Source organism: Bradyrhizobium sp. ORS 111 (genome assembly GCF_045571485.1).
In the GTDB taxonomy this organism is placed as follows: Bacteria; Pseudomonadota; Alphaproteobacteria; order Rhizobiales; family Xanthobacteraceae; genus Bradyrhizobium.
On the sequence record NZ_CP120701.1, the window covers coordinates 6908972 to 6934882 of the forward strand.

23 protein-coding genes are annotated in these 25911 nt (G+C 65.9%); 11 read left to right on the forward strand and 12 right to left on the reverse strand.

Going from position 1 to position 25911, the window contains the following annotated elements; all coding sequences use genetic code 11:
- The gene (locus P6U30_RS31810) at window positions 1–1989 is read right to left on the reverse strand and encodes a pseudouridine synthase (RefSeq protein WP_407166702.1); all 1989 of its coding nucleotides are present in this window, start codon (window positions 1987–1989) and stop codon (window positions 1–3) included.
- A 110-nt stretch (window positions 1990–2099) separates the two neighbouring features.
- On the opposite strand from P6U30_RS31810, the gene P6U30_RS31815 reads away from it, so the two are divergent.
- Window positions 2100–2558, forward strand: a complete 459-nt coding sequence (locus tag P6U30_RS31815) for a nucleoside deaminase (protein WP_407170590.1) — start codon at window positions 2100–2102, stop codon at window positions 2556–2558.
- Between the two features lie 163 nt (window positions 2559–2721).
- Here the strand turns inward: P6U30_RS31815 and P6U30_RS31820 are convergent, their stop codons facing one another.
- Window positions 2722–3624, reverse strand: a complete 903-nt coding sequence (locus tag P6U30_RS31820) for an alpha/beta fold hydrolase (RefSeq protein WP_407166703.1) — start codon at window positions 3622–3624, stop codon at window positions 2722–2724.
- A gap of 119 nt (window positions 3625–3743) precedes the next feature.
- Between P6U30_RS31820 and P6U30_RS31825 the strand changes: the two genes are divergently transcribed.
- Window positions 3744–4976: an acyl-CoA dehydrogenase family protein gene (locus tag P6U30_RS31825; RefSeq protein WP_407166704.1), complete on the forward strand. Its 1233-nt coding sequence runs from the start codon at window positions 3744–3746 to the stop codon at window positions 4974–4976.
- 139 nt (window positions 4977–5115) lie between these two features.
- Here the strand turns inward: P6U30_RS31825 and purD are convergent, their stop codons facing one another.
- Window positions 5116–6399 carry a phosphoribosylamine--glycine ligase gene (gene purD / locus P6U30_RS31830; RefSeq protein WP_407166705.1) on the reverse strand — a complete coding sequence of 428 codons (1284 nt, stop codon included), beginning with the start codon at window positions 6397–6399 and terminating at the stop codon, window positions 5116–5118.
- Window positions 6400–6563: 164 nt separating this feature from the next.
- Between purD and xseA the strand changes: the two genes are divergently transcribed.
- The gene (xseA, locus tag P6U30_RS31835) at window positions 6564–8183 is read left to right on the forward strand and encodes an exodeoxyribonuclease VII large subunit (protein WP_407166706.1); all 1620 of its coding nucleotides are present in this window, start codon (window positions 6564–6566) and stop codon (window positions 8181–8183) included.
- Between the two features lie 52 nt (window positions 8184–8235).
- Here the strand turns inward: xseA and P6U30_RS31840 are convergent, their stop codons facing one another.
- Window positions 8236–9069, reverse strand: a complete 834-nt coding sequence (locus P6U30_RS31840; RefSeq protein ID WP_407166707.1) for a dienelactone hydrolase family protein — start codon at window positions 9067–9069, stop codon at window positions 8236–8238.
- Window positions 9070–9255: 186 nt separating this feature from the next.
- Here P6U30_RS31840 and P6U30_RS31845 point away from each other — a divergent pair, with 186 nt between their 5' ends.
- Window positions 9256–9483 carry a DUF2093 domain-containing protein gene (locus tag P6U30_RS31845; protein WP_407166708.1) on the forward strand — a complete coding sequence of 76 codons (228 nt, stop codon included), beginning with the start codon at window positions 9256–9258 and terminating at the stop codon, window positions 9481–9483.
- A 3-nt stretch (window positions 9484–9486) separates the two neighbouring features.
- Here the strand turns inward: P6U30_RS31845 and lpxK are convergent, their stop codons facing one another.
- The 6 genes from lpxK to P6U30_RS31875 form a co-directional block, all read right to left on the reverse strand.
- Window positions 9487–10509, reverse strand: a complete 1023-nt coding sequence (gene lpxK, locus P6U30_RS31850; RefSeq protein WP_407166709.1) for a tetraacyldisaccharide 4'-kinase — start codon at window positions 10507–10509, stop codon at window positions 9487–9489.
- Window positions 10502–11836, reverse strand: a complete 1335-nt coding sequence (locus P6U30_RS31855) for a 3-deoxy-D-manno-octulosonic acid transferase (protein ID WP_407166710.1) — start codon at window positions 11834–11836, stop codon at window positions 10502–10504. The genes lpxK and P6U30_RS31855 overlap by 8 nt, the downstream gene beginning before the upstream one ends.
- Window positions 11799–12512: a lysophospholipid acyltransferase family protein gene (locus P6U30_RS31860; protein WP_407166711.1), complete on the reverse strand. Its 714-nt coding sequence runs from the start codon at window positions 12510–12512 to the stop codon at window positions 11799–11801. Before P6U30_RS31860 ends, P6U30_RS31855 begins: the two co-directional genes overlap by 38 nt.
- Window positions 12509–12757: a DUF4170 domain-containing protein gene (locus tag P6U30_RS31865; RefSeq protein WP_407148450.1), complete on the reverse strand. Its 249-nt coding sequence runs from the start codon at window positions 12755–12757 to the stop codon at window positions 12509–12511. Before P6U30_RS31865 ends, P6U30_RS31860 begins: the two co-directional genes overlap by 4 nt.
- 116 nt (window positions 12758–12873) lie before the next feature.
- Window positions 12874–13683: a 3'(2'),5'-bisphosphate nucleotidase CysQ gene (locus P6U30_RS31870; RefSeq protein ID WP_407166712.1), complete on the reverse strand. Its 810-nt coding sequence runs from the start codon at window positions 13681–13683 to the stop codon at window positions 12874–12876.
- Window positions 13670–15061, reverse strand: coding sequence for a TldD/PmbA family protein (locus tag P6U30_RS31875; RefSeq protein ID WP_407166713.1), 1392 nt, complete (start codon window positions 15059–15061; stop codon window positions 13670–13672). The genes P6U30_RS31870 and P6U30_RS31875 overlap by 14 nt, the downstream gene beginning before the upstream one ends.
- A 283-nt stretch (window positions 15062–15344) precedes the next feature.
- Between P6U30_RS31875 and P6U30_RS31880 the strand changes: the two genes are divergently transcribed.
- Window positions 15345–15869: a DUF6101 family protein gene (locus tag P6U30_RS31880; RefSeq protein ID WP_407166714.1), complete on the forward strand. Its 525-nt coding sequence runs from the start codon at window positions 15345–15347 to the stop codon at window positions 15867–15869.
- Window positions 15870–17717: 1848 nt separating this feature from the next.
- Here P6U30_RS31880 and ubiA read toward each other — a convergent pair.
- Together ubiA and P6U30_RS31890 are read right to left on the reverse strand one after the other, a co-directional pair.
- Complete coding sequence (ubiA, locus tag P6U30_RS31885; protein WP_407166715.1) at window positions 17718–18650, reverse strand: 4-hydroxybenzoate octaprenyltransferase; 933 nt, start codon at window positions 18648–18650, stop codon at window positions 17718–17720.
- Window positions 18651–18674: 24 nt separating this feature from the next.
- Entirely contained in the window at window positions 18675–19385 is a 711-nt protein-coding gene (locus P6U30_RS31890; RefSeq protein ID WP_407166716.1) for a hypothetical protein, read from the reverse strand.
- 206 nt (window positions 19386–19591) lie between these two features.
- On the opposite strand from P6U30_RS31890, the gene P6U30_RS31895 reads away from it, so the two are divergent.
- From P6U30_RS31895 to P6U30_RS31920, 6 genes are all read left to right on the forward strand, one after another.
- Complete coding sequence (locus P6U30_RS31895) at window positions 19592–20350, forward strand: 16S rRNA (uracil(1498)-N(3))-methyltransferase (protein WP_407166717.1); 759 nt, start codon at window positions 19592–19594, stop codon at window positions 20348–20350.
- 307 nt (window positions 20351–20657) lie between these two features.
- Window positions 20658–21836: an ATP phosphoribosyltransferase regulatory subunit gene (locus tag P6U30_RS31900; RefSeq protein ID WP_407166718.1), complete on the forward strand. Its 1179-nt coding sequence runs from the start codon at window positions 20658–20660 to the stop codon at window positions 21834–21836.
- A complete protein-coding gene (gene hisG, locus P6U30_RS31905; protein WP_407166719.1) occupies window positions 21833–22810 on the forward strand; it encodes an ATP phosphoribosyltransferase in 978 nt (325 codons plus the stop codon). Before P6U30_RS31900 ends, hisG begins: the two co-directional genes overlap by 4 nt.
- A gap of 141 nt (window positions 22811–22951) precedes the next feature.
- Entirely contained in the window at window positions 22952–23998 is a 1047-nt protein-coding gene (locus tag P6U30_RS31910) for a glycosyltransferase family 2 protein (RefSeq protein ID WP_407166720.1), read from the forward strand.
- Window positions 23995–24834 (forward strand): ChbG/HpnK family deacetylase, encoded by an 840-nt coding sequence (locus P6U30_RS31915; RefSeq protein WP_407166721.1) that lies wholly within the window; start codon window positions 23995–23997, stop codon window positions 24832–24834. The genes P6U30_RS31910 and P6U30_RS31915 overlap by 4 nt, the downstream gene beginning before the upstream one ends.
- 119 nt (window positions 24835–24953) lie before the next feature.
- A complete protein-coding gene (locus P6U30_RS31920; protein ID WP_407166722.1) occupies window positions 24954–25805 on the forward strand; it encodes a DUF2076 domain-containing protein in 852 nt (283 codons plus the stop codon).
- Window positions 25806–25911 lie beyond the last annotated feature (106 nt).

Sequence of the window (25911 nt, forward strand, 5' to 3'; positions counted from 1 at the left end):
CTACTCGTCGCGCGGCGTCAGATCACGCTTGCCGTGATAGCCACGCTTCGGGCGACGTGGCGGACCGTAGCCGTTGGCCTCGTCCTCGTTGCGGGCGCGCGCCTCCTCGCTGCCGGTGCGCTGCACCAGCACGCGGCGGCCCTTGCGGTCATTGATCACGGCGCGCTTGCTTGCCGGTTTGGACGGCTTCCTGCCGGCCGGCGTGCCGTCGTCTGCGTCGCGTTGCTCCGGCCGCGCGAAATCGGCGCCGGCAAGTTTGGCCACCTTCTCGCCGAGCTGCTCGCGCAGCACCCGCGTCTTGACCTCCTCGACCTGGCCCTCCTCGATCTCGCCAAGCTGGAACGGGCCGTAGGACACCCGGATCAGCCGGTTCACTTCGAGGCCGAGATGCGCCATCACGTTGCGCACCTCGCGATTCTTGCCCTCGCGAATCGCGAACACCACCCAGACATTGGCGCCCTGATCGCGCTCCAGCGTCGCATCGATCGGCCCGTATTTGACGCCGTCGACCTCGACCCCCTTCTTCAGCTCGTCGAGCTGCGCCTGCGTCACCTCGCCGTGCGCGCGCACGCGATAGCGCCGCAGCCAGCCGGTGTCGGGCAATTCCAGCGTCCGCGCCAGGCCGCCGTCATTGGTGAGCAGCAACAATCCCTCGGTGTTGAAGTCGAGCCGGCCGATCGAGATCAGCCGGGGCAGGCCCTCCGGCAGATTGTCGAACACGGTCGGCCGTCCCTCGGGGTCGGCATGCGTCGTCATCAGCCCACGCGGCTTGTGATAGAGGAACAGCCGCGTCCGCTCGCGTGGCGGCAACGGCGTTCCATCCACGGCCACGACGTCGTTGGCGGTGACATCGAGCGCCGGCGAATTGATCACGCGCCCGTTCACGGTGACGCGGCCTTGCGTCACCATCTCCTCGGCGTCGCGGCGCGAGGCAAGGCCGGCACGCGCCAGCACCTTGGCGATGCGCTCACCGGATTTCTTCGGCTTCGGCTCGGGACGGCTGCGCCGGTCGTCGAAGGAGCGCTCGCGATAGGCGCCGCGGCCACCGAAGGCCGGGCGCTTCGCGAAGATCTTGCTGTCATCCTCATTGTCGCGGCGCGGACGGTCGGAGAAGCGGCCCTCGCTGCGCGGATGCTCCTGCCAGTCCGTGCGGCCTTCGGGCCGTTCGCGACGCCGGGCGTCGCGGCGGTCACCACCTTCATCATCGCGATCCCAGCGCGGCCGGTTGAACTTCGGCCGCTCGCGGAATGGACGGTCACCCTGCTCGCGATCCTCGCGAGACCTTGAAAAACGCGGCCGCTCATCGCCGCCGCGATCGTCGCGCGGCTTGCGGTCGCGCTTCTGCCAGGGCTTTTCGTCGCTGCGGTCGCGGCCCTCGAAGTCGCGGTCGCGCTTGAAGCGTGGCCGATCGCCGAAATCACGACGCGGTGCATCGCCATCCTCGCGGCGGCGGAACGGCCGCCCTTCGCCCTTGCCGCCGAATGGGCGCTTGTCGCGATCACCCCGCGAAAACTTTCTGTCATCGAATTTGCGTTCGGCGCGCTCACCACGTGGCGTGTAGGGACGCTTCTCGCGATCGCGGTCGCCATAGGGCCGCTTCTCGCCAAACTTCTTGTCGGCGAAGCGCCCGGCCGGACGCCCCGAGCGTTCGCCGCGCGGGGCCCGGTCATCGCGATCGAAGTCGCGGCGCTCGCCGCGCGGCTTGAACGCGCGCTTCTCGCCATCGTCGCGCCCACGATCGTCGCGCTTGAAGCGCGGACGGTCACCGTAGTCGCGGCGCGGCGCATCACCGTCCTCGCGGCGGCGGAACGGGCGGCCTTCGCCCTTGCCGCCGAACGGCCGCTTGTCGCGATCGCCCTTGCCGCCGAAGCTGCGTTTGCCGGACGGCCTGTCCGATCCGCGAGCACCGCCTGAGCGACCCTTTCCGGGAACTCCACGGTCACGCCGGCCGCGCTGGGAATCGTTGTGTTTGTCGCTGTCGCGGGGCATGAAAGTCTCACTTGGGTAAAGATCAAACGGCCACGCGCCCGCTGTCGGCGGCGCACCAAAAGCCGGTATCCACGTTGGCTGAAGGCGAAGCTAGTAGCAGGTTTCTTCCGATGATACGAGGCATGTCAGCCCCTTCTTTCATGGATTTGGCGCTGAAAACGGCCGAAAATGCCGGAAAATCGGGTGAAGTTCCGATCGGATGCGTGATCGTACGCGGTTACGACGTCATCGCCACCGCCAGCAACCGCACGCTGACCGACCGCGACCCGACCGCCCATGCCGAGATTTTGGCGATCCGCCAGGCCGCCGAGGCGATCGGCACCGAGCGGCTGGTCGATTGCGATCTCTACGTCACGCTGGAGCCCTGCACCATGTGCGCCGGCGCGATCTCGTTTGCCCGGATCCGCCGGCTGTATTACGGCGCTGCCGACCCCAAGGGCGGCGCGGTCGAATCGGGTGTCCGCTTCTTTGCCCAGCCCACCTGCCACCACGTGCCGGAAATCTATGGTGCGGTGGGAGAGACCGAGGCGGCACGTATGCTGCGGGAGTTCTTCAGGGAGCGGCGGTGAGAAATCCGTAACCCGGATGAAGCTCTCAGCGCGTAAAATGCTGATCCCGTCATCCTGAGGAGCGCGTAGCGCGTCTCGAAGGATCGACGGCCGCCAGCCGGGCCGTGCATCCTTCGAGACGCGCGCGATGCGCGCTCCTCAGGATGACGGTATTGAAGCAGCATTATGCCAGGAAAAACTCCCGCAGCAGCTTCGCGGTCGCCTGCGGGGCCTCCTCGGTGAGAAAATGCCCGGAGTCCACCGGCGCACCGCTCACATTGGTCGCCCATCTCTTCCAGGTGTCGAGCGGCGTCGTTGCCGCACTGGCGACACCGGCGTCGCCCCACAGCGCCAACATCGGGATCGTAATCTTGTTGCCGGCGTCGACGTCGGCCTTGTCGATCTCGTAGTCGGCATAGGCGCCGGCGCGATAGTCCTCGCACATCGCGTGAATGCGCGCGGGATCGCGGAACGGTGCAAGATAATGCTCGAGCGCACGCGGATCGATGGCATCGAGTGTCTTGCTCTTGGTCTGGCTCGCCATCTTCTCCTTGAGGAAGAATTCGCCCTGACCCGAGATCAATGTCTCCGGCAACGGATAAGGCTGGGCCAGAAACGCCCAATGGTAGATCTTCAGCGCGGACAGCCGGTTGATGTTCTGCCAGTAATCATAGGTCGGCGCGATATCGAGCACCGCGAGCTTCGATAGCCGGCCGGGATGATCGAGGGCCAGCCGGTATGAGACGCGGCCGCCGCGGTCGTGGCCGGCGAGCGCGAAGTGCACGTGGCCGAGTTGCTCCATCACCTCGACCATCGTCTTCGCCCAGGCCCGCTTGGTGTAGGGCGTATGGTTCTTGTCGCTGTCGGGCATGTCGGACCAGCCGTAGCCCGGCAGGTCGGCGATGATCAGTGTGAACTTGTCATCGAGATCAGGCACGACCTGGTGCCACATCACATGCGTCGAGGAGAAACCGTGCAGCAACAGCAATGGCGGGCCCTTGCCGCCGACGCGGGCAAAGATGCGCCCTTGCGAGGTGTTGATCCATTCGGAGGCATAGCCGGGAAAAAGATCGGCGAGATCAGACATCGGTAGCTCCTTCCCTTCGCGGCGCTGCTTCAAACTTTGTTTGGCGTTGCCGCTGGCTCAGGCGGGGTTTATGCCATCCCGGCGCCCAAGCAACAACAAGACGAAAGCGAGGAAGTGCCATGTCGATCGATTTCGAAATTCCGGCCGAAGCCAAGGCGATCCGCGAGAAGGTGCGCAAATTCGTGCACGATGAATGCATTCCCGCGGAAAAGGAGCTGGATACCAAGCCGCTCGCCGACGTGCTTGCCCCGCTGCGGAAGAAGGCCCGCGCGCAGGGCCTGTGGTGCCCGTTCGTACCGAAGGAATATGGCGGTATGGGGCTCGGCCCGCTGGCGAATGCGCTGGTGCAGATGGAGCTCGGCGAAAGCATGCTGGGCGCGCTGGCCTTGAACACGCAGGGCCCCGATGACGCCTCGATGATGACGATCCTGGCGCACGGCACGGAGTATCAGAAGGAGAAGTTCCTCAAGCCGCTCTTGAACGGTGAGAAGCGCATCTGCTTCTCGATGACCGAGAAGGCCGCCGGCGCCGATGCCACCGGCATGCAGACCACCGCCGTGAAAGACGGCAACGAGAACTACATCCTCAACGGCGAGAAATGGTTCTCCTCATCGGCGAGCGTCGCCGACCTGGCGCTGGTGATGGCGAAGACCGATCCGAACGCGCCGCGCCACAAGCAATATTCGACCTTCATCGTCGAGCTGCCAAACCCGGGCTACCGCATCAAGCGCAACGTGCCGAACATGGCAATCGAGGGACCGCATGACGACGTGATCCACGGCGGCCACTCCGAGATCGAGATCAAGAACCTCAAGGTGCCCGCGGACAACCTGCTCGGCGGCGAAGGCAACGGCTTCAACATGGGCCAGCACCGTCTCGCCTACGGCCGGCTGCGCCACGGCATGCACAACGTCGCCAAGGCGCAGCGCGCCCTCGACATGGCGGTCGCCCACGTCACCAAGCGCTCGACGTTCGGATCGCCATTGGCCGACCGGCAGGCGGTGCAGTTCATGCTCGCGGACTGCGCGAGCGAGCTCTATATCGGCCGGCTGATGCTGCTGCACATCGCCTACAAGGCCGAGAAGGGCCTCGATATCAGGCAGGAAAACTCGATCGCGAAGATCTTCCATGCCCACATGGTGCACAAGGTGATCGACACCGCGATCCAGCTCCACGGCGCGCTCGGCTACAGCCAGGATACGCCGCTCGCGAAATGGTATACGCAGGTGCGCTCGCAGCGGCTGGTCGACGGTCCCGACGAGGTGCACAAGTGGAAGATCGGCAAGAACGTCATCAAGGCGTTCCGCGAGCACGGCACCACGGCGTCCGCGGCGGGCGGGGATTTGCTTTAGCTGCGCCCCTGTGATCACTGCGTAGGGTGGGCATAAGGCGCGTTTGCGCCGTGCCCACCGTCCACTCCGCGCTCGTAATGGTGGGCACGCTTCGCTTTGCCCACCCTACGCGCTTCGCTCCTCGCAATGGCGAGGCGCCCTAACCCCTCGTCTTCTCCGCCTCGACCGCCTGCGAGGCGATGTCGCGCCGGCAGAAGCCGTCGGGCCACTTGATGCGATCGACGGCCTGATAGGCGCGGTCGCGCGCCTCGGTGACGGTCTTGCCCATCGCGCAGACGTTCAGCACGCGGCCGCCATTGGCGAGAACAGCGCCGTCCTTCGCAACCGTGCCGGCGTGGAAGATCTCGACGCCCTCGACTTTGGCGGCGTCATCGAGCCCGTCGATCCGCGTACCCTTGGCATAGTCGCCGGGATAGCCCTTCGCCGCCATCACCACGGTGAGCGCTGGCTCGGGATACCAGCGCAGGTCGAAATTCTTCAATTGCCCGTCGATTGCGGCGAGCAGCGCCGGAACGATGTCCGACATCATCCGCAGCATCAGCACCTGGCACTCGGGATCGCCGAAGCGGACATTGTATTCGAACAGCTTTGGGCCCTGCGCGGTCAGCATCACGCCGGCATAGAGCACGCCCTTGAACGGCGTGCCGCGGCTCTTCATCCCGGCTATCGTCGGCAGGATGATCCGCGCCATGATCTGGTCGTGGACCTCTGGCGTCACGAACGGCGTTGGCGAATAGGCGCCCATGCCGCCGGTGTTCGGCCCTTCGTCGTGATCGAAGGCCCGCTTGTGGTCTTGGGCCGAAGCCAGCGGGATCGCGGTCTCGCCGTCGCACAGCGCGAAAAAGCTGATCTCGCGGCCCGACAAGAACTCCTCGATCACCACCTCGGTGCCGGCCGCGCCGAACGCACCCTCAAACATCATGGCGATTGCAGCCTCGGCGTCAGCCAGCGTCTTCGCGACCACGACGCCCTTGCCGGCGGCAAGGCCGTCGGCCTTGACCACGATCGGCGCGCCCTGCGCTCGAACGTAGGCCAGCGCATCGTTCGCATTGTCGAAGCGGCGATAGGCACCGGTCGGAATGTTGAACTCGCTGCAGAGATCCTTGGTGAATCCCTTCGAGCCTTCGAGCTGGGCGGCCTGCTTGCGCGGCCCGAAGGCCTTGATCCCCACGGCCGCGAGATCGTCGACGATGCCGGCGGCGAGCGGCGTCTCCGGGCCGACCACGACCAGATCCACGGCGTTGCGTTTGCAGAATTCGATCACCGCCGCGTGGTCGGCAACATTGAGCGCGACGCATTCGGCCTCGCGCGCCATTCCGGCATTGCCCGGCGCACACCAGAGTTTCGTCACCAGCGGAGACGCTGCGATCTTCCACGCCAGCGCATGCTCGCGGCCGCCGGAACCGAGCAGGAGGATGTTCATATCTCTCGCCAATTGAGGGGTTGTAACGCCATTTTGTTCGGTTTAGCACGACCCTGGATCGCAGCAATGCACGGTTCGATCCGATGTGGATATGTGATTCGAAACTCGAAATAGGACGTTCGGACCTTGCGCACGAGGTCGAAAACCCCGATTCTATGCGCTAAATGACCGCTGCTCCGAATCTCCTCAACGCGCCTGAATTCACCGTCTCGGAACTCTCCTCCGCGCTGAAACGGACGGTGGAGGACCGATTCGGCCATGTCCGCGTCCGCGGCGAGATCTCCGGTTTCCGCGGCCCGCATTCCTCCGGGCACTGCTATTTCGCGCTGAAGGACGAGACCGCCAAGATCGAGGCGGTGATCTGGAAGTTCGCCCATGCCCGGATGCGCTTCAAGCCGCAGGAAGGGCTCGAGGTCATCGCGACCGGCAAGCTGACGACCTATCCGAACTCCTCGAAATACCAGATCGTCATCGAATCGCTGGAGCCGGCCGGCGTCGGCGCGCTGATGGCGCTGATGGAGGAACGCAAGAAGAAGCTCGCGGCCGAAGGTCTGTTCGACGAGGCGCGCAAGCAGCTCCTGCCCTGGCTGCCGGAGGTGATCGGCGTCGTCACCTCGCCGACCGGCGCCGTGATTCGCGACATCCTGCACCGGCTGGAGGACCGCTTTCCTCGCCGCGTGCTGGTCTGGCCGGTCAAAGTGCAGGGCGACGGCTCCGCCGAGCAGGTCGCCGCCGCGATCCGCGGCTTCAACGCGCTACCCGAGGGCGGCCGCCTGCCGCGACCCGACCTGCTGATCGTCGCGCGCGGCGGCGGATCGCTGGAGGACCTCTGGTCATTCAACGAGGAGATCGTGGTCCGCGCCGCGGCCGAGAGCCATATCCCGCTGATCTCGGCGGTCGGCCACGAGACCGATATCACGCTGATCGACTTCGTCGCCGACAAGCGCGCGCCGACGCCGACGGCGGCCGCCGAAATGGCGGTGCCGGTGCGGAGCGAGCTGTTCGTCGAGATCACCGCGCTCGCCCGCCGCGTCATGGTGTGCTGGCAGCGCGGCCAGGAGGCGCGCCGCAACGAGCTGCGTGCCGCGGCGCGTGCATTGCCGGCGGCGAGCGAATTGCTGGCGATTCCGAGGCAGCGGCTCGATCACCTCGGCGCGGCGCTGCCGCGCGGGCTGAAGGCCAACACCCATGCGCATTTCCGCCGCTTCGCCACCAGCAGCGCGCGGCTGACCATCGGCGTGCTGCGCGGCCAAGTCGCGCACGCACGGCAGCGGCTGACCGTCTGCGGCGAACGCATCGACCTGTCGGCGCGCTCGCTGCTGCGCAGCCGGCGCGAGCGGTTTGCCGGGCTCGAGATCCGGCTGAAGGCCTCGAAGCTCGCCAATGCGCAGGCCCAGCGCAACGCGATCGCGCGTGACCTCGAGCGCACCCACCGCCTCGCCGAGCGCGCCCGGCGTGCGCTGACAACCGTGATGCAGCGGCTCGAGGCGCGGGTTGTCCATAGCGGGCAGTTGCTGTCGGCGCTGTCCTATCGCGGCGTGCTGGAGCGCGGCTTTGCGCTGGTGCGCGACGAACGCGGCCATGCGGTTCACTCGGCCGCCGCCGTGGGCCCAGGCGCCAATCTCTCGATCGAGTTCGCCGACGGCCGCGTCGCCGCCACCGCCGATGCGGATCGGGCTCCGGCGACGGCGGTGCCCGCCAGCGAGCCGAAAGCGCCACGCGAGACCAAGCCCGCGGCACCCAAGCGCACCGCAAAGCCGGTCGATCAGGGCAGCCTCTTCTAGACGCGTTTTCTTCACGCGAGGCGGTGCCTACCTCGCTCGAAAACGCTCACGTCTAGCGCGATAGCCATTCGGCGACGCGCTTTTGCGCGTCCTCGCGCGCGCTCGCGTCGGTTCCGACGTGGCCGTGCTCGATGGTCGCCGCATCGGATGAGACGCCGATCGCGCGCAGCGGCACGTTGGCGCGATCGAAGCCGTGATAGGCCTCGGGATAGACCACGATCCTGGCAAGCGCGCTGCGCCCGCGCGCGCCGTCGACCATCTGATGGCAGGCCGACGCCGAGGAGACATCGTCGCGCCCGCCGATCAGGAGCAGCGTCGGCACCCGTGCGCTCCAGCCGAGGCCGGACGAGGTGCGGCAATCCGGATAGAAGGCGACCGCCGAACGGAAATCCGGATCGATGGTGCGCGACCACATTTGCGGCCGCACCGCCCACAGCAAGGCGCCGGCACCGTTGCCCCAGCCCACCAGGCTGATGCGGTTGCGAGCCACCCATTTCTGCTGCACCAGCCACTGCCGCGCTGCGTTGATGTCGGCGACCCGCTGGCGCCGGATCTGGACCTGATGTTCCTTGACGCGGCATTGCGGGCCGAGCTGGTGCGAGCCATAGCTGTCGGGCATCAGCACCGCGTGGCCGGTCGTCAGCAGTTGCTCGGCCCAGTCGCGGTAGCGCGGCAGCACCGGCTCGGTCCGGCTGGTGAGGCCGGCGCAGCCATGTAGCGCGATCACGGTCGGAAACGGTCCGTCCCCGGCGGGCCGGTAGAGCTGTGCATGCAGCGTGCCGCTGCCTTCCGGGATCTCGACCTGATGAGGGGCTGGAAGCGGCGTGGCGGCCGCGACCGGCGCGGCGATCATCGCCAGGAACATGAAAACCGACTTGAAGTGCATCCGATCCGGCCGGCCCGTTATAGTGCTGAAAACACAGCGAACCATACGCGCAAGGCTACCATGCGCGTCTGCCGCCAAATCATCACAAGTCGGTGGTTTAACGGACGGACGCGCCGCCCTATCTATGGTAGACGGTTTCATGACCATCCAGTAAGCCTCATGTGAGGCAAGGCGGAGAGCTCAATCGTGCTGAACAAGTTCGGTCCCTCGGGACACGGCGAAGCGCAGGTGCAATATCTGGACGGCGATTTCCGCGTGATCTCGCCCGGGACCTTTGTGCGCTGCGCGGTATCCGATGCGCGGATCCCGCTCGATGAGCTGAAGTACTGGAGCGTCGACTTGCAGGAAGCCTACGCCACTCCGAGCGCCGTGCTGCAGCGGCATTTTCCCGATGCGCTGAAACCGCAGGGCTAGGGCTCACCGGCTTACTCTCCTCTGTCTCGCCTTAAAGAGAAGATCGGTCACCAAGCGCCGCAGCGCTGATGCGTCCGCGAACCGCAGGGTCACCGCAAACGGCGTGATCGCCTGCGCCCAAGCCGGCATTCCGCCCGCGGTGCGCAAGCGCGCCAGATCCTTTTCCGTCGTCACCAGCGTCAGGCCATCACAGCGAGCATCCGCGACAAGCCCGTCGATCTCGCCCTTGGTAAAGGCGTGATGATCCGCGAAGGCGCGGCTCCGCACCACCTCGACACCGCTCGACCGCAGCGTGTTGAAGAAGCGCGCGGGATCGCCGATGCCGGCAAAGGCGAGCGCGCGTTTGCCGCGCAGCGCTGCGAGCGAAGCCTCATCCGGTTTCAGCTCCGCCTGCAGCAGAGGCTTGCCGCGCGACGAAATCTCGGCCGCGACCTTTTGCGCAGCACTCCCCTCGCCGACCACGATCAGCGCGTCGGTGCGCGCCAGTTGCGGCGGCAGCGGCGCGCGCAAGGGACCGGCCGGGAACACGCAACCATTGCCGAGCCCGCGATGGCCGTCGATGACGATGAATGAGGCATCCTTGACTACGGACGGATTCTGGAAGCCGTCGTCCATCAGGATCACGCTGGCGTCCTGCGCCCGCGCCAGCGCCAGGCCTTCGGCGCGCTCGCGCGAAACCACGACCGGCAAGGTCGCCGCCATCATCAGCGGCTCGTCGCCGACATCGGCCGCGATGTGACGGCCGGGATCGACCTTGACCGGACCACGCAGCCGGCCGCCATAGCCGCGGCTGAGCACCACCGGCCGCTCGTCGAGCTCGCGCAAGAGCTTCGCGAGCGCAAGCACGGTCGGCGTCTTGCCGGCGCCGCCGACGTGATAGTTGCCGATGCAAAAAACCGGAATGCCGGCATCGACGCCGCCGCGCTGCATGCGCCGGGCGGCCACCGCGCCGTAAAGCGCGGCGAGCGGTCTCAACAGATGCGATATCCAAGACGAAGGCCGGTACCAGAAGGCCGGCTCACGCATTGGCGGCTCCCATCTCGAGCCGCAACTGCAGCAGATAGGGCTCGAGCGCCGTCAGCGTGCGCTCCAGCGCGCCGCCAAGCTGCTCGACGACGCGCTCGGACGCCCCGAGCGAAGCGTCGCGCGCCGCGGGGTCGGCCAGGAACTGGCCGAGCTGCTTGACCAGCGCTTCCCGATCATCGGTGCGCCTTGCGCCGCCGGACCGATCGAGCGCCTCATAGACGTCGGTGAAGTTGAACACATGTGGACCATGCACGATCACTGCACCGAGCTTGATGGCCTCGATCGGATTCTGGCCGCCATGTGGAACCAGTGAGCCGCCCATGAATACGATCGGCGCCAGCCGATAGAACAGGCCGAGCTCGCCCATCGTATCGGCGACATAGATGTCGGTGGTGGCGACCGGCAGGTCCTCATGCGAGCGCAGGCCGGGGCGCAGGCCCGCGGCGTTGACGAGCTGCCCGACCACCTCGCCGCGATGGGCGTGGCGCGGCACGATCACCGTGAGCAACCCGGGGAAGAATCCCGACAGCGCCTTGTGCGTGTCGATCAGGATCTCTTCCTCGCCCGGATGGGTGGAGGCCGCCACCACGATCGGGCGGCCGCGCGTCACCGACATCAGCCGTTCCAGCTTGGCAGGATCGGCCGGCGGCGCCGGAACATCCAGCTTGAGATTGCCGGTGGTGACGACACGGCGACTGCCGAGCGCGGCGAAGCGTTCCGCATCGGTATCCGATTGGGCGAGGCAGATGTCGAACCGGCCGAGCAAAGCGGAGATGGTGTTGGAGAGCCGGCGCCAGCGCGGGAACGAGCGCTGCGACATCCGCCCGTTGATCAGCACCATCGGCAGCCGTCGGGCGGCGCTCGACAGGATCAGGTTCGGCCACAAATCCGATTCGATGAACAGCGCCAGCGACGGTCGCCAGTGATCGAGGAAACGCCCGACATAACGCGGCGAATCATACGGCACGTATTGGTGGATCACATCGGGCGGGAAACGTTTTGTCACGATCGCCGCCGACGTCACCGTGCCCGAGGTGAGGAGGATGCGCAGGTTGAAGGCGCGCAGTCGCTCGATCAGCGCCGCCGCCGCCAGCACCTCACCGACGCTTGCGCCGTGGATCCAGACCAGCGGGCCGTGCGGCCGGACGTCGTCACTCAGGCCGCGCCGCTCGCCGACCCGTGCGGGATCTTCCTTGCCGAGGCTCAGACGTCGTTTGATCAGAGCAGGCGCGAGCGGCACCATCGCAGACGACAGCTTGCGATACACACGCAACGTCATCGGGAGCGAGCTAGCCAAGCGCTGCCTCCGGCCGCCCGACCTCGGCATAGGCGCGTCGGGTCGCTTCGTTCAGAAGAAACTCCACGTGCTGCCGAAGCTTTTCCATGGTCGCGGCATCGGCATCGGGCGGCACGTAAACCGGCTCAATACCTACCACTGCGCCTCGCCCAAATGGCAAATTGATGGTGGTGGAATCCCAGTTTTTCAACCGGATGAAGCGGCTGGTCACCATCGCGAAGGCGAGGATCGGCCGGCCCGTCTCCCGAGCCAGCATGATGGGGCCGAGCCCGGCGACCCGCGCCCGCTTCGGCACATCCGCCGTGGTCGCGACGTTCCAGCCCTCTTCCAGCGTCCGTCCCATCTCCTTGAAGGCGCCGACCCCGCCCTTGCGATTGAAGGCGCCGGAATGATCGCCGGAACCGCGGATGGTGCCGATCCCGAGCCGTTCGACCGCAAGCGCGTTGAACTCGCCGTCAGGATGCCGGGAGATCAGCACCTTGGTGCGATAGCTCTCCTTGATCTTGATGAACGGCGTCATCAGGTGCTGGCCGTGCCAGAACACGAAGATTCCCGGCATCATCGGCTCGACCTGCTCATAGATGTCGGGCGGGTCGTAGCTGAAGCGGTTGGTAAGCCAGACCAGCCGCAAATATTCGGCCGCAAGCACACCCAGCGCGCGCTGCACGAAGGCGCTGCGCAGCAAATCGCGAAAAAGGCGTTTCAATGGGAGTGCTTTGCGTCCTGCTCAGGGTCGAGCAACCGGTGGAGGTGAACAACGAAATAGCGCATGTGGGCGTTGTCCACCGTCTGCTGCGCCTTCGCCTTCCAGGCGGCGTAAGCGGTCGCATAGTTCGGGTACACCCCGACGATGTCGACTTCGTCCAGGTTCTTGAAGGTGTTGTGTTCGAGATCAGTCAACTCGCCACCGATGACGAGGTGGAGCAGTTGCGGCTGGGCATTGTCTGACATGATGGCCTTTTTCCTAACGGGATGCCCGGCAAGCAAGTTGGGTCGTGGTCGTCACGGTTCTGGTCGTCACAGGACTGGTCGTGCTCATCGAATGCGCGGTGCTGACCGATGGAGCTTCAGGGCAATGGACGGTTGCGAAAATGCTCGACAATGCGTGCATGACGATCACGTCCGGCTGCTACCAGCACCCCATGCGATACCTCCGGGCGATTGTACTCAATCGCATCCCCCGAGAGCGCGGTCATCTTACCATCCGCTTCCTGCACGATCAAATTCGCCGCGGCAAGATCCCAGTCGCGGCTTTGCCCACCCGCGAAGGCCGCGTCAAGTCGACCTTGTGCTACACGGCACAGCCTCAGTGCCAGCGAACCGATCCGCGGATACAGCGTGATCTCGTCCGGCGTGGGACTGAGTCGCTGCACCAGCGGCTTCGGCCCCGCCATGCGCCGAAAGTCGAAATCGATGCCGGCGGTAGCATGCACGGCGCTGTCATTCAGTGTGGCACCCTGCCCGCGCGCGGCAAAAAAGGATTCATCGGTGGCCGGTGCATACACCGCAGCGAGCACCGGCGATGCATCTTCAACCAGCGCCACGCTGACGCACCAGTCCTCACGACCGGCGAGGTAGGCGCGGGTGCCGTCGATCGGGTCGACGATCCAGGTCAGACGCTTGCCGAGCCTCGTCTTGTCATCGGCGCTTTCCTCCGACAACCAGCCGTAATCCGGCGTTGCTGCGCGCAGCCGTTCCTCCAGCAGCTCGTTCACCGCAATGTCGGCTTCGGAGACCGGCGAGGAGGCGCCCTTGATCCAGTTCTTCAGCTCGGTCCGGAACAGCGACAGCGCGAGCCGCCCCGCCTCGTGCACCGTCCTGGTCAGCAGCGCCGCATCGCGGGCCTTGATCCAGTCGTCCGTATCAGCGTCCGCCAAGCGTCAGACCCTCGATGCGCAGCGTCGGCGAATTGACGCCATAGCGGAATTCCAAATCGTTGGCCGCAACCAGCGACTTGAACATCGGCAGCAGATGGCCTGCGATGGTCACCTCGCTGACCGGATAGGTGATCTCGCCGTTCTCGATCCAGAAGCCGGACGCGCCGCGGCTGTAGTCGCCCGTCACGCCGTTGACACCGGATCCGATCAGATCCGTCACATAGAAGCCCTGGCGGATGTCCGAGATCAGCTCCTGCGGCGTCACCGTGCCGGGCTCGAGATGCAAATTGTACGATCCCGGCGAGGGCGAGGACGATACCCCGCGATGGGCATGGCCGGTGGTGGCGAGGCCAAGCTCGCGCGCGGTGGCGGAGTCCAGGATCCATGTCGTCAGCACGCCGTCATCGATCAGCGCCGTTTTCTTCACCTTGACGCCCTCGGCATCGAAGGTCTGCGAGCGCAGGCCGCGCACCCGCAACGGATCGTCGATGATGCGGATGTTCTTCGAGAACAACTGCTCGCCGAGCCGGTCCTTCAGGAAGCTCGTCTTGCGCGCGATCGAGGCGCCGTTGATGGCGCCGACGAGATGACCGACCATCGAGCCCGCAACGCGCGGGTCATAGACCACCGGCACCTTGCAGGTTTCGACCTTGCGCGGATTGGACCGCGCCACCGCGCGCTCGCCGGCCTTGCGGCCGACCACAGCGGGCGCATCGAGATCGGATGCATGCAGCGCGCTGGTGAAATCGTAGTCGCGCTCCATGCCGGTGCCTTCACCCGAAATCGCCGTCGTCGAGATGCTCTGGCTGGAACGCAAATAGGAGCCGTGGAAGCCGGTCGACGTCACCAGCACCATGCCACCGATTCCGGTCGAGGCCGACGCACCGCCTGATTTGGTGACGCCCTTGACCGCGAGCGCCGCAGCCTCCGCCTCCATCGCGCGGCGCTCCAGCTCGGCGGTGGAAGGAACCTTGCGGTCGAGCAGATCAAGATCGGGAAAATCATGCGCAAGCAGCGCCGGATCGGCCAGCCCGACATATTTGTCGTCGGGCGCCACGCGTGCCATCGCGACCGCGCGCTCGGCGAGCTTCGCGATGCCGTCACCAGTGACGTCATTGGTCGACACCACCGCCTGGCGCTGGCCGACGAATACGCGCAATCCGACGTCGTCGCCTTCAGAGCGCTCGGTTTCCTCGACCCGGCCGTCGCGCACCTCGACGCCCTGCGAAATGCCGCGCACTGCGACCGCGTCGGCGGCATCGGCGCCGGCACGCCTGGCAGCGTCGACCAGACGCTGTGCGAGCTCGCTCAAGCCCGACTGGTCAAACAGATCGGAGGTATCACCGTGTCGCGACGATGCAGATGGTGAAGGGTTCACGAACAAATTCCTGCGGATTGGACGGGGTCGGAACGAGGTCGACGAACCCACCAGATGTGCCGGATTCACAGGGATTTCAAGCGCTTTACCCCGATAACGGCAAAGATTCTCAAGATCGCGGCAAGGCTTCGTCAATCATGCGGGCCAACCTCTTGTCAATCATGGTGGGAGAAGCAGCGCTGGTGACATCGGGTTAACCAGGCTTTTTAAGCTGAAACGGAAATCGCTCGGCTAAGGTCTCACGCATCGACCGGGAACATAATCCCGGCGGGGAGATAAAGCCGTGAGGCGTCAAACACCAACAGGCGGAATCAACTCCGCCGGGTCGAGCCGTGCACTGCGGCTCGACCCTCTTTCCCTTCCGCTCAGCTTCCACGCGCACGACGTGCGCGCGGACGGCGGCACGCGGCAGGTCGAGCTTCATCGCGAACACGTCGTGCTGCGCCGTGCCGTCAAAGGCATGCGGATGGCGGTCAACGTTCGCGTCAGTGATTTTCTCGGTGTCGCGGTGCGCGGCATCGACGACGCGCAGATGCTGGTGCTGGTTCATCGCGATCCTTCGCTCGCGATTCCACTCGGCACCAGTTCGGACGCCGACGAGATCGCCTCCGCCTGGCAGATGTGGAGCGAGATCTTCGGTCTTCCGCAACTGACCGAGCCGGCGCCACGCGATCCCGCTCCGCGCCGCCGTCGCCGCAATGCGATCCGCAGCCGCCGGCCGAAATTCCTGGTCCGCCGCCGCGCGGGGATTCGCTTCGACGAACCGCGCGTACATCGCGGCGAACGCGAGATCATCGCGCGGGATTAGCTTCATCGTTTCATCACGCCGCGTTCGCCGCATAGTCATCTGTCGTCCCCGCGAAAGCAGGGACCCATACGCCGTGGCTGGCGTTGTTGGCGGGACTCGTCGTTCCAGCATCGCGCAACAAACAGCGTCTGTGTGTTATGGGTCCCTGCTTTCGCACTAGGGCATCTACACATCTTTTCCGGACCGAAAAGTGACTCTCGATCAAGGACTTGCTTGCCACTCGATGACGCCATTTCGCGAGCAGAGCTTAGCAAAAGTGCGGCGTTTCTCTGCGTTGCTAAGCTAAGTCGTTGAGAAGACTCCGGAAGACATGTAGATGCCCTAGTGCTTTCGCAGGGACGACAGCGAGTGTGTTGCACGGCCGGTGAGTCAGATATCCGCATTCTCGCGACATGCTTGAGCGTTAGGGACGCACCGGCTTTCGCTTCAACGACGCCAGCGTGCATCGCGGCGAGCGTGAGATCATCGCACGGGATTAGCTGCACCGTTTCATCGCGCCGCGTTCGCCGCATAATCCGTGTCGTCCCTGCGAAAGCAGGGACCCATACGCCGTGGCTGGCGTTTTTGGCGGGACTCGTCGTTCCAGCATCGCGCAACAAACAGCGTTTGTGGCTATGGGTCCCTGCTTTCGCAGGGACGACAGCGAGTGTGTTGCACGGCCGGTGAGTCAGATATCCGCATTCTCCCGACATGATTGGCGTTAGGGACGCACCGGCTTTCGCTTCAACGACGCCAGCGTGCATCGCGGCGAGCGTGAGATCATCGCACGGGATTAGCTGCACCGTTTCATCGCGCCGCGTTCGCCGCACAATCATCTGTCGTCCCTGCGAAAGCAGGGACCCATGCGCCGCGGCTGGCGTTGTTGGCGGGACTCGTCATTCCAGCATCGCGCAACAAACAGCGTTTGTGTGTTATGGGTCCCTGCTTTCGCAGGGACGACAGCGAGCGTGTTGCTCGGCCGGTGAGTCAGATATCGCATTCTCGCGACATGATTGGCGTTAGGGACGCACCGGCTTTCGCTTCAACGACGCCAGCGTGCATCGCGGCGAACGCGAGATCATCGCGCGGGATTAGCATCATCGTTTCATCACGCCGCGTTCGCCGCATAGTCATCTGTCGTCCCTGCGAAAGCAGGGACCCATACGCCGCGGCTTGCGTTGCCGGCGGGACTCGTTGTTCCAGCATCGTGCAACAAACAGCGTTTGTGGTTATGGGTCCCTGCTTTCGCAGGACGACAGCGAGTGTGTTGCTCGGCCGGTGAGTCAGATATCAGCATTCTCGCGACATGAATGAGCGTTAGGGACGCACCGGCTCTCGCTTCAACGACGCCAGCGTGCATCGCGGCGAGCGTGAGATCATCGCAGGGGATTAGCTGCACCGTTTCATCGCGCCGCGTTCGCCGCATAATCCGTGTCGTCCCTGCGAAAGCAGGGACCCATACGCCGTGGCTTGCGTTGCCGGCGGGACTCGTCGTTCCAGCATCGTGCAACAAACAGCGTTTGTGGTTATGGGTCCCTGCTTTCGCAGGGACGACAGCGAGTGTGTGCTCGGCCGGTGAGTCAGATATCCGCATTCTCGCGACATGATTGAGCGTTAGGGACGCACCGGCAAACAGGTTCCCTCCCCCCTTGCGGGGGAGGGTTAGGGAGAGGGGTGCCACACGACGTGGTCTCTCCGCATCGCTACGCGCAAACGACGTTGCGGGCACATCGGCCACATCGAACATCTCGCCCGGGGCCACCCCTCTCCCCAGCCCTCCCCCGCAAGGGGGGAGGGAGCCTCAGTTGCGTGCTCACCTAACATATGAAGATGTCGCGTCACGCACATCAACAGGTCGCGCCAGGCGCGTCATACCGCGCGCAGCACTGCGTCGACGACGAGGCCGGCGAACAGCAGCAGGCCGGCGTCGCGGTTGGACTTGAAGATGCGCAGGCAGAGCGCGGGATTGCCGGTGTCGAGCCGGCTGATCTGCCAGGCGAGGTGAAGCGCAAAGGCGGCAAGCCCGGCCCACGCCGGCCAGTGCACGCCGGCGAGCCAGAGCGCGGCGCCGATCAAGATCACGGCAAGGCCGTAAAACAGCACGAGCGCGCGATGGGTGCGCGCGCCGAACAGCCGCGCGGTGGATTTGACGCCGATCAGCGCATCATCCTCGGCATCCTGATGAGCGTAGATGGTGTCGTAGGCAATCACCCAGGCGATCGATCCGGCATAGAGCGCGAGCGCGGCCGGATCGATCCGCGCAAACGTCACCGCGAATCCCATCAGCGCACCGTAAGAGAAGGCGAGGCCCAGCACGACCTGCGGCCACCAGGTGATGCGCTTCATGAATGGATAAATCGCAACGATCACGAGCGAGGCGATACCGGTCAACACCGCGAAGCGGTTGAATTGCAGCAGCACCGCGAGCCCGACCAGCGCCTGCAGGACCATGAAGACCGCGGCCTGGGTCACAGTCACCTGCCCGGCCGGGATCGGCCGCGACCGCGTGCGCTCGACCATTGCATCGAGATCGCGATCGGTGATGTCGTTCCAGGTGCAACCGGCGCCGCGCATCACGAAGGCACCGATGAAGAACAGGACGACCACGAGCGGCAACGACCTGACGTCATGCGCGACGCCGGCGGCAAGCGCCGCCGACCACCAGCACGGCATCAACAGCAGCCACGACCCGATTGGCCGGTCGTACCGGGCAAGCCGCAGATACGGCCGCGACCATGCCGGCGCATGCGTATCCACCCAGTTGCCTGTGGAGTCGGCAACGCGGGCGGAGACGTCGCTCATGTCAATTCGCTCGTGGGCGATCGGTCATCGGGTGAGAACATTGCCGTTCAGCGTATCGAAGGTGCTGCCGCCTCGCTTGGTCGGCGTCGCCTCCGGCACCGAGGCGGAGGAGCCCAGCACGTCGCTCAAGGTCGGGCCCGCGGGTCCGCGCGCCTGCGCCTGCTGCGCGGCGTTGCAGACCTTGGTCAGCAGGCCTTCGGTGTTCTTGTGGCCGGACTTGAGCTGATCGGCGATCTGCGGCGGAATTCCGCACTTGGCGGCGTTGGTCTCGACATATTTGATCATCTTGACCTCGGCCTGGCTGTAATTGCGGATCAGCTTGCAGGCCTCGTCGGGCCCGGCGTGCCGGTCGCTCGCCGCCTTGATCATCTTGCCGCGCTTTTCAGCTTCCTCGCGCAGCGGAACGAAGTTCTTCATGCAGGCGTCGCTCGGACCGCCCGCCGCGGCACCCGGCGGAGGCGGCGACGAGAGCCCGCCGCCGGCGATCGGCGCCGCGCCGTTGCTCGGAAACGCCGACGGTGCCGCGCCCACCCTGGCGGCCGGCGCGCCGTTGACCGGCGGAAACGCGGGATCGGAAGCGGTGCCGGCACGCCCGCCATTGACCGGCGGAAACGCCGGGTCGGAGGCGGTGCCAGCCTGGTTGGGCAAGGGAGCCGGAAAGGCGCCTTGGGCCGCGGCCTGGCCTGCGGACAGGGCGGTCGCGGCAACGGTCAGCACGATCAGGCGGCGGATCATCGAGGGTGTTTCTCCGGCAAGGTCCAGGCAACCCCAGCGCATCAAAATGAAGCAACGAAATTCGGGGGCGTTTTACGATTCCTGACTTGCCTTAACAACCCGTGGATTTGGGCGACAGCGCGGCGTAGGGCCGCGCCCGCTGCATTAAATTGTTCCCGGATTCTAAGCCTTTAGGCTACAAGCGCAGCCGGAGCGGACCATCAAATATGCCTGAACTCGATTTTCGCAGCCCGCGGCTGTTCGTCGACGCGCCATTGCGTGCCGGCCAGACGGTCGAACTGGATCGCAACCAGAGCAACTATCTCGGCAACGTGCTGCGGCTTGCCGCCGGCGATACCGTGCTGGTGTTCAACGGCCGCGACGGCGAATGGCGCGCCGCGATCTCCGGCCGCAAGCGGGCCGATACCTTGACCATCGACACCCAGACCCGCGCGCAGGACCGCCTGCCCGACATCGCCTGCGTATTCGCGCCGCTGAAGCATGCGCGGCTCGACTACATGGTGCAGAAGGCGGTCGAGATGGGCGCCGCGCGGCTGCAACCGGTGCTGACGCGCTTCACCCAGGTCTCGCGGGTCAATGGCGAACGGATGCGCGCCAATGTGGTCGAGGCCGCCGAGCAATGCGGGATCATCTCGCTCGCCGAAGTGGCCGATCCCGTTGCGCTCGATCGGTTCCTGGCCGAACGCGAGCAGGCCCGTCTGCTGGTGTTCTGCGACGAGGCCGCAGAGGTGGCCGATCCCGTGCGGGCGCTGCAAACGGTCACGGCCGCAAACGCCGGGATCGACGTCCTGATCGGGCCGGAGGGCGGATTTGCCGAGGAGGAGCGTGCCCTGCTGCTGCGCCAGCCCAGCATCCTCCGCCTGGCGCTCGGACCGCGCATCCTGCGTGCGGACACCGCCGCCGTGGCGGCGTTGACGCTGGTGCAGGCGGCGCTGGGGGATTGGCGGTCTTCCCCTTCCCCCTAAAAGGGGGAAGGTCGGGATGGGGGTCGGCCGCAGGCGACGCTGCGTGGAGAGACATGATCCCCACCCGCTTTGCCCTGACGGGCAAAGCGACCTCCCCTTTCCAAGGGGAGGTCGAGACCCCCGGGGCATAACCGCCTCTAGCCAAGCTGTCGTAAAATCGTTAACGCACCCAATCATTAAGCCGCTTGATCATTAAGCCACTTGGCCGATCCCAGTCGAAACCGTAACTGGGCCATGGTAAGGGCGGCACCAAAGCAACCCGGAACTGCGAGCTGGAACCCAGATTCTAGCCGTTTTGGATATTGAGATGACCGAAGCTGCTGCAACACGATCCGCTTCCGGATCCGCCGCGGGGTCCGCCTCCTGGGCGGATGCGCTGCTGGCCTCGTTTGCGCAAGCCGGCTATCTCAGGGCCGAGCCCGCGATCCTGCAACCAGCCGAGCCGTTCCTCGACCTGTCCGGCGAGGACATCCGCAAGAGCCTTTATCTGACCACTGACGCAACCGGCGAAGAGCTGTGTCTGCGCCCCGACCTCACCATCCCGGTGGCGCGCGACTACCTCGCCTCGCCGCGCGCCGGCCAGCCGGCGGGCTTCAGCTATCTCGGCGCCGTGTTCCGCTATCGCTGGGGCCGGCCCGGCGAGTTCCTGCAGGCCGGCATCGAATCGTTCGGCCGGCAGGACCGCGCCGCGGCCGACGCCGAGATGCTGGCGCTGGCGCTGGAAGCGACCACGGCGTTCGGGCTCACCGATGTCGAAATCCGCACCGGCGACGTCGCGCTGTTCAACGCGCTGCTCGAGGCGCTCGACCTTTACCCGGTGTGGCGGCGGCGGCTGATCAAGGACTTCAACCGCAAGGTCTCGCTGATCGACGACATCGAGCGGCTGACGCTCAAGACCACGCCCGGCCGCAATGAATATGAAGGCGTGCTCGCCGCGCTCGCCGGCTCCGACCGCAAGGCGGCGCTGGCGCTGGTCACCGATCTGATGTCGATCGCCGGCACCACCAATGTCGGCGGCCGCACGGTGGCCGAGATCGCCGACCGCTTCCTCGAGCAATCGACGCTGAAGGGCGGCGCGCTGCCGCGCGATGCGGTCGATATCATCAAGCGCTTCCTGTCGATCGCGGGCGATCCCGACGATGCCATCGCGCAGCTCCGCGCGCTCGCCAACGACGCCAGGCTCGATCTCGCCACGGCGATCGATCAGTTCGAGAGCCGCGTCGGATTCATGGCGGCGCGCGGTATCGACACCCACAACACGCGGTTCTCGACCTCGTTCGGCCGCGGCCTCGACTACTACACCGGCTTCGAGTTCGAGCTGCATGCCAAGGGCAACGGCGCCGAGCCGCTGATCGCCGGCGGCCGCTATGACGGGCTGATGACGCAGCTCGGTTCGGCGAACCCGATTCCCGCCGTCGGCTTCTCGGTCTGGATCGAGGCGATGACCAAGCACGGCAAGGCCGCCGCCCACGGAGGCGCCGCATGAGCACGCCCTTTGTCGTTGCCGTCCCCTCCAAGGGACGCTTGCAGGAAAACGCGGAGAACTTCTTCGCCCGTGCCGGGCTGAGCCTGTCGAAGCCCGGCGGCGCGCGCGATTATCGCGGCACCATCGCCGGCCTCGACAACGTCGAGATCGCCTACCTTTCGGCGAGCGAGATCGCGGCCAACCTGGCGCGCGGCACGGTGCATCTCGGCGTCACCGGCGAGGACCTGGTGCGCGAGAGCATCGCGGACGCCGACCGCCGCGTGCTCCTGATCGACGGCCTCGGCTTTGGCAGCGCCAATGTCGTGGTCGCGGTGCCGCAGGCCTGGATCGACGTCCGCACCATGGCCGACCTCGACGACGTCGCCTCGGGCTTCCGCGAGCAGCACAATCATCGGATGCGCGTGGCGACCAAATACATCAACCTGACGCGCGGCTTCTTCGCCAGGCACGGCGTCGGTGACTATCGCATCGTCGAAAGCGCCGGCGCGACCGAAGGTGCGCCGGTGGCGGGATCCGCCGAACTGATCGTCGACATCACCACGACAGGCGCGACGCTCGCCGCCAACGGACTGAAGGTGCTCGACGACGGCGTGATCCTGCGCAGCCAGGCCAATCTGGTGGCCTCGAAGGATGCCGACTGGTCGAACGGTGCGCGCGAGACCGCGCGCATCATCCTCGACCACATCGCCGCGCGCACCCGCGCCAACAGGTATCGCGAGGTCCGCACCCGCTTCGCCGGCTGCAACGACGCGCTGCTCTCCGAGGCGCACAACCGCTTCGGCGTGGTCGCCCCGTTCGGCGGGCCGACCTCGTCCGGCATGCTCACGCTGCACTGCCCACCCGGCAAGCTCTACGCGCTCGGCAGCTTCCTCCGCGACCACGGCGCCGACACGGTGTCGGTGGTGTCGCTGGATTATGTGTTCGACCGCGAGAACCCACTGTTCGCCAAGCTTGAGGCGTTCCTGCGACAATGAGCAGGCAAGGCTGTTCATGTTGGCGACAGCCGGGCGCCGGTACCATATTCTGTCAAAGGGAACTGTTGTTTTGACGCGTTTTCTTCGCGCGAACCGGACGTCCATTTCGCTCGAAAACGCCCTAGTTCTGGAACCTGATCGATGATGCTGGGCTCTGACGTTTCCAGCCTGACCACGACCGCCAAGACCGCCGCAGCGCAGGGATTGTCGATCGTCGTGCCGGCCTACAACGAGGCCGCGGGACTTTCCGCGCTGCATCAGCGGCTGGTCGCGCTCGCCAAGACGTTGCGGGCCCGCTACGGCCTCTCCTGCGAAGTGGTCTATGTCGACGACGGCAGCAAGGACTCGACGCTCGCGGTCGCGCGCGGCCTGCCGGCCGATTCGCTCGACGTGCAGGTGGTGTCGCTGTCGCGCAATTTCGGCAAGGAGGCGGCGCTGATGGCCGGCCTCGACCACGCCCGCCGCGGCGCGGTGCTGTTCATGGACGGCGACGGCCAGCATTCGCCTGATCTGGTGGAGCGACTGGTCGCACACTGGATCGATGACGGCTACGACGTCGTCTACACCGCGAAGGCCAATCGCGACAATGAATCGGCGGCGCGGCGGTTTGCCGTGCGCGGCTTCTATGCGCTGATCAACTGGGGCGCGCGGCAGAAGATCCCGGAGGATGCCGGCGACTTTCGCCTGCTGTCGCCGCGCGCGGCCGCGGCATTGCGGCAATTGCCGGAGCGCAACCGCTTCTTCAAGGGCCTGGCGAGCTGGATCGGCTTTCGGCAGATCCGCGTCGACTACGAACCGGCGCCGCGCGCGCATGGCGTCACCACATTTAACGCCGGCCGGCTGATCGGCCTCTCGATCGAGGGCCTGACCTCGTTCTCGGTGGCGCCGCTGCGCTTCGCGAGCCTGCTCGGCGCGCTGCTCGCCTTCGGCGCATTCCTGTTCGGCCTCTCGATCGTGTGGGAGGTGTGGACCACCGGCAAGCAGGTGCCCGGCTATCCCTCGCTCGTGGTCGGCCTGATGACGATCGGCGGCGTGCAGTTGATCATGATCGGCATCGTCGGCGAGTATATCGGCAAGATCCTGTCTGAATTGAAGGCGCGGCCGATCTACTTCGTCGCCGAGCACACCGAGAAGCTTGCCGACGGCACGGCGGCCCAAAGCACCACGACGCGGACCGCGGCCGAATGAGCGATGCTCTGCGTCGCATCTGGCTGTGTGCCGACGACTACGGACTGAGCGACGGCGTCAACCGCGCCATCCGCGAGCTGATCGAGCGCGGCCGCCTCAACGCAACATCGGTGATGACGGTGACGCCCGCGATCGGCCGCGAAGCGGCGGCTGCGCTGCAGGCATCCGTTGCAAAGAGTCCGCGCTGCGCGATCGGCCTGCATGTGACGCTGACCGCGCCGTTCCGGCCGCTGACGCTGCATTTTCGTCCGCTCGACGGCGACATGTTCCTGCCCTTTGCCAAGCTGCTGCGCGGCGGGCTGTTGCGGCGGCTGGACGCCGAGTTGATCCATGCCGAAGTGCTGGCGCAGCTCGATGCTTTCCACGAGCTGTTCGGCCGCGCGCCCGACTTCGTCGACGGCCATCAGCACGCGCAGCTCTTCCCGCAGGTGCGCGACGGATTCCTGAGCGCGGTGAAGGAGCGCGCCCCGGATGCCTGGGTGCGGCAGGGTGGACGCAACGCTCCGCTGGCGCAGCGACTCGCCGCGCCGAAAGCGCTGGTGCTGGATACGCTCAGCGCGCAGTTCCGGAAGAAAGCGGCAAAGCTCGGCCTGCGCTTCAACCCGGCCTTCGATGGCGCGTATGATTTCGCGCACGCCCCCGATTTCGGCACGCTGATGCGCGGCTTTCTCGACGGCCTGCCGGAGGGCGGCCTCGTGATGTGCCATCCCGGCTTCGTCGACGAGACGCTGAAAAGCCTCGATCCGCTGACCACGCAGCGCGAGAAGGAGCATGCCTATCTCGCCGGCGATGAATTCCCCGGCCTGCTCGCCCTGAATAAAGTTACACTGGCCTGACAAGGTTCAGGCCTTTTGTCGCATACGTAAATTTAATCCGGCCCCCTACTCCTTGCGCCACAAAACCCGCCTACATCTCGGGCGCGCTTCGAAGTCTTTCGACGCGATGGAGAACCGCCATGACACCGCAAGAACGCCAACTGATCGACGACCTCTTCGACCGGCTTGCCAAGCTGGAGAACGCCCCGCGCGACAACGAAGCCATGTCCGCGATCATGCAGGGCCTGCGCACCGCGCCGAACGCGGTCTACGCGCTGGTGCAGACGGCGCTGGTGCAGGACGAGGCGCTCAAGCGCGCCCACGACCGCATCCAGGAACTGGAGGCTGCGGTCGGTCAGCAGCAGGGCGGCCAGCCGCAATCCGGCGGCTTTCTCGATTCGATGCGTGACGCGATCTTCGGCCAGAACCAGCCGCACGGCTCGGTGCCGCCGGTGCGCGCGCCCGACATGGGTGGCCCGGATCCGGGCAGCCGCCCGGTCTGGAACTCGGGCCAGGCGATGCGCGAGGCGCAGGCCGGCGGCGGCTATGGTCAGCCTTACGGCCAGGGCCAGCCCTACGGCCAGCCGCAACCCTATGGCGCGCCGCAGCAGCCGCCGTTCGGCGGTGGCGGCTCGTTCCTCGGCACCGCGGCGGCAGCCGCGGCCGGCGTGGTCGGCGGCTCGCTGTTGATGAGCAGCATCCGCGGCTTGATGGGCGGCCACCAGGCCTTTGCCGACGCAGGCGGCCTCGGCAGCGGCGCGCGGCCGTGGGGCGGCGACCAGTCGTCGAGCGATCTCGCGCGCGACGCCGGCATCAACGACATCGGCGCGTCCGGCCGCGACAATGACAATTCGCGCGCCGGCCTGTTCGACCAAGCGTCGAACAACAACAATGACGACGACAACTACGCCGACAACGATCACGATTCCGACGACTACGATGACGACGGCGGATTCGACGATGGCGGCGACAACGGCAGCGACTACGCCTGATTGATTTCTTGAACAGAAAAACGGCCGCTCGCATCGAGCGGCCGTTTTGATTTGATCAATCGTAGCCCGGATGGAGCGAAGCGCAATCCGGGAAGATCGAGCCGCG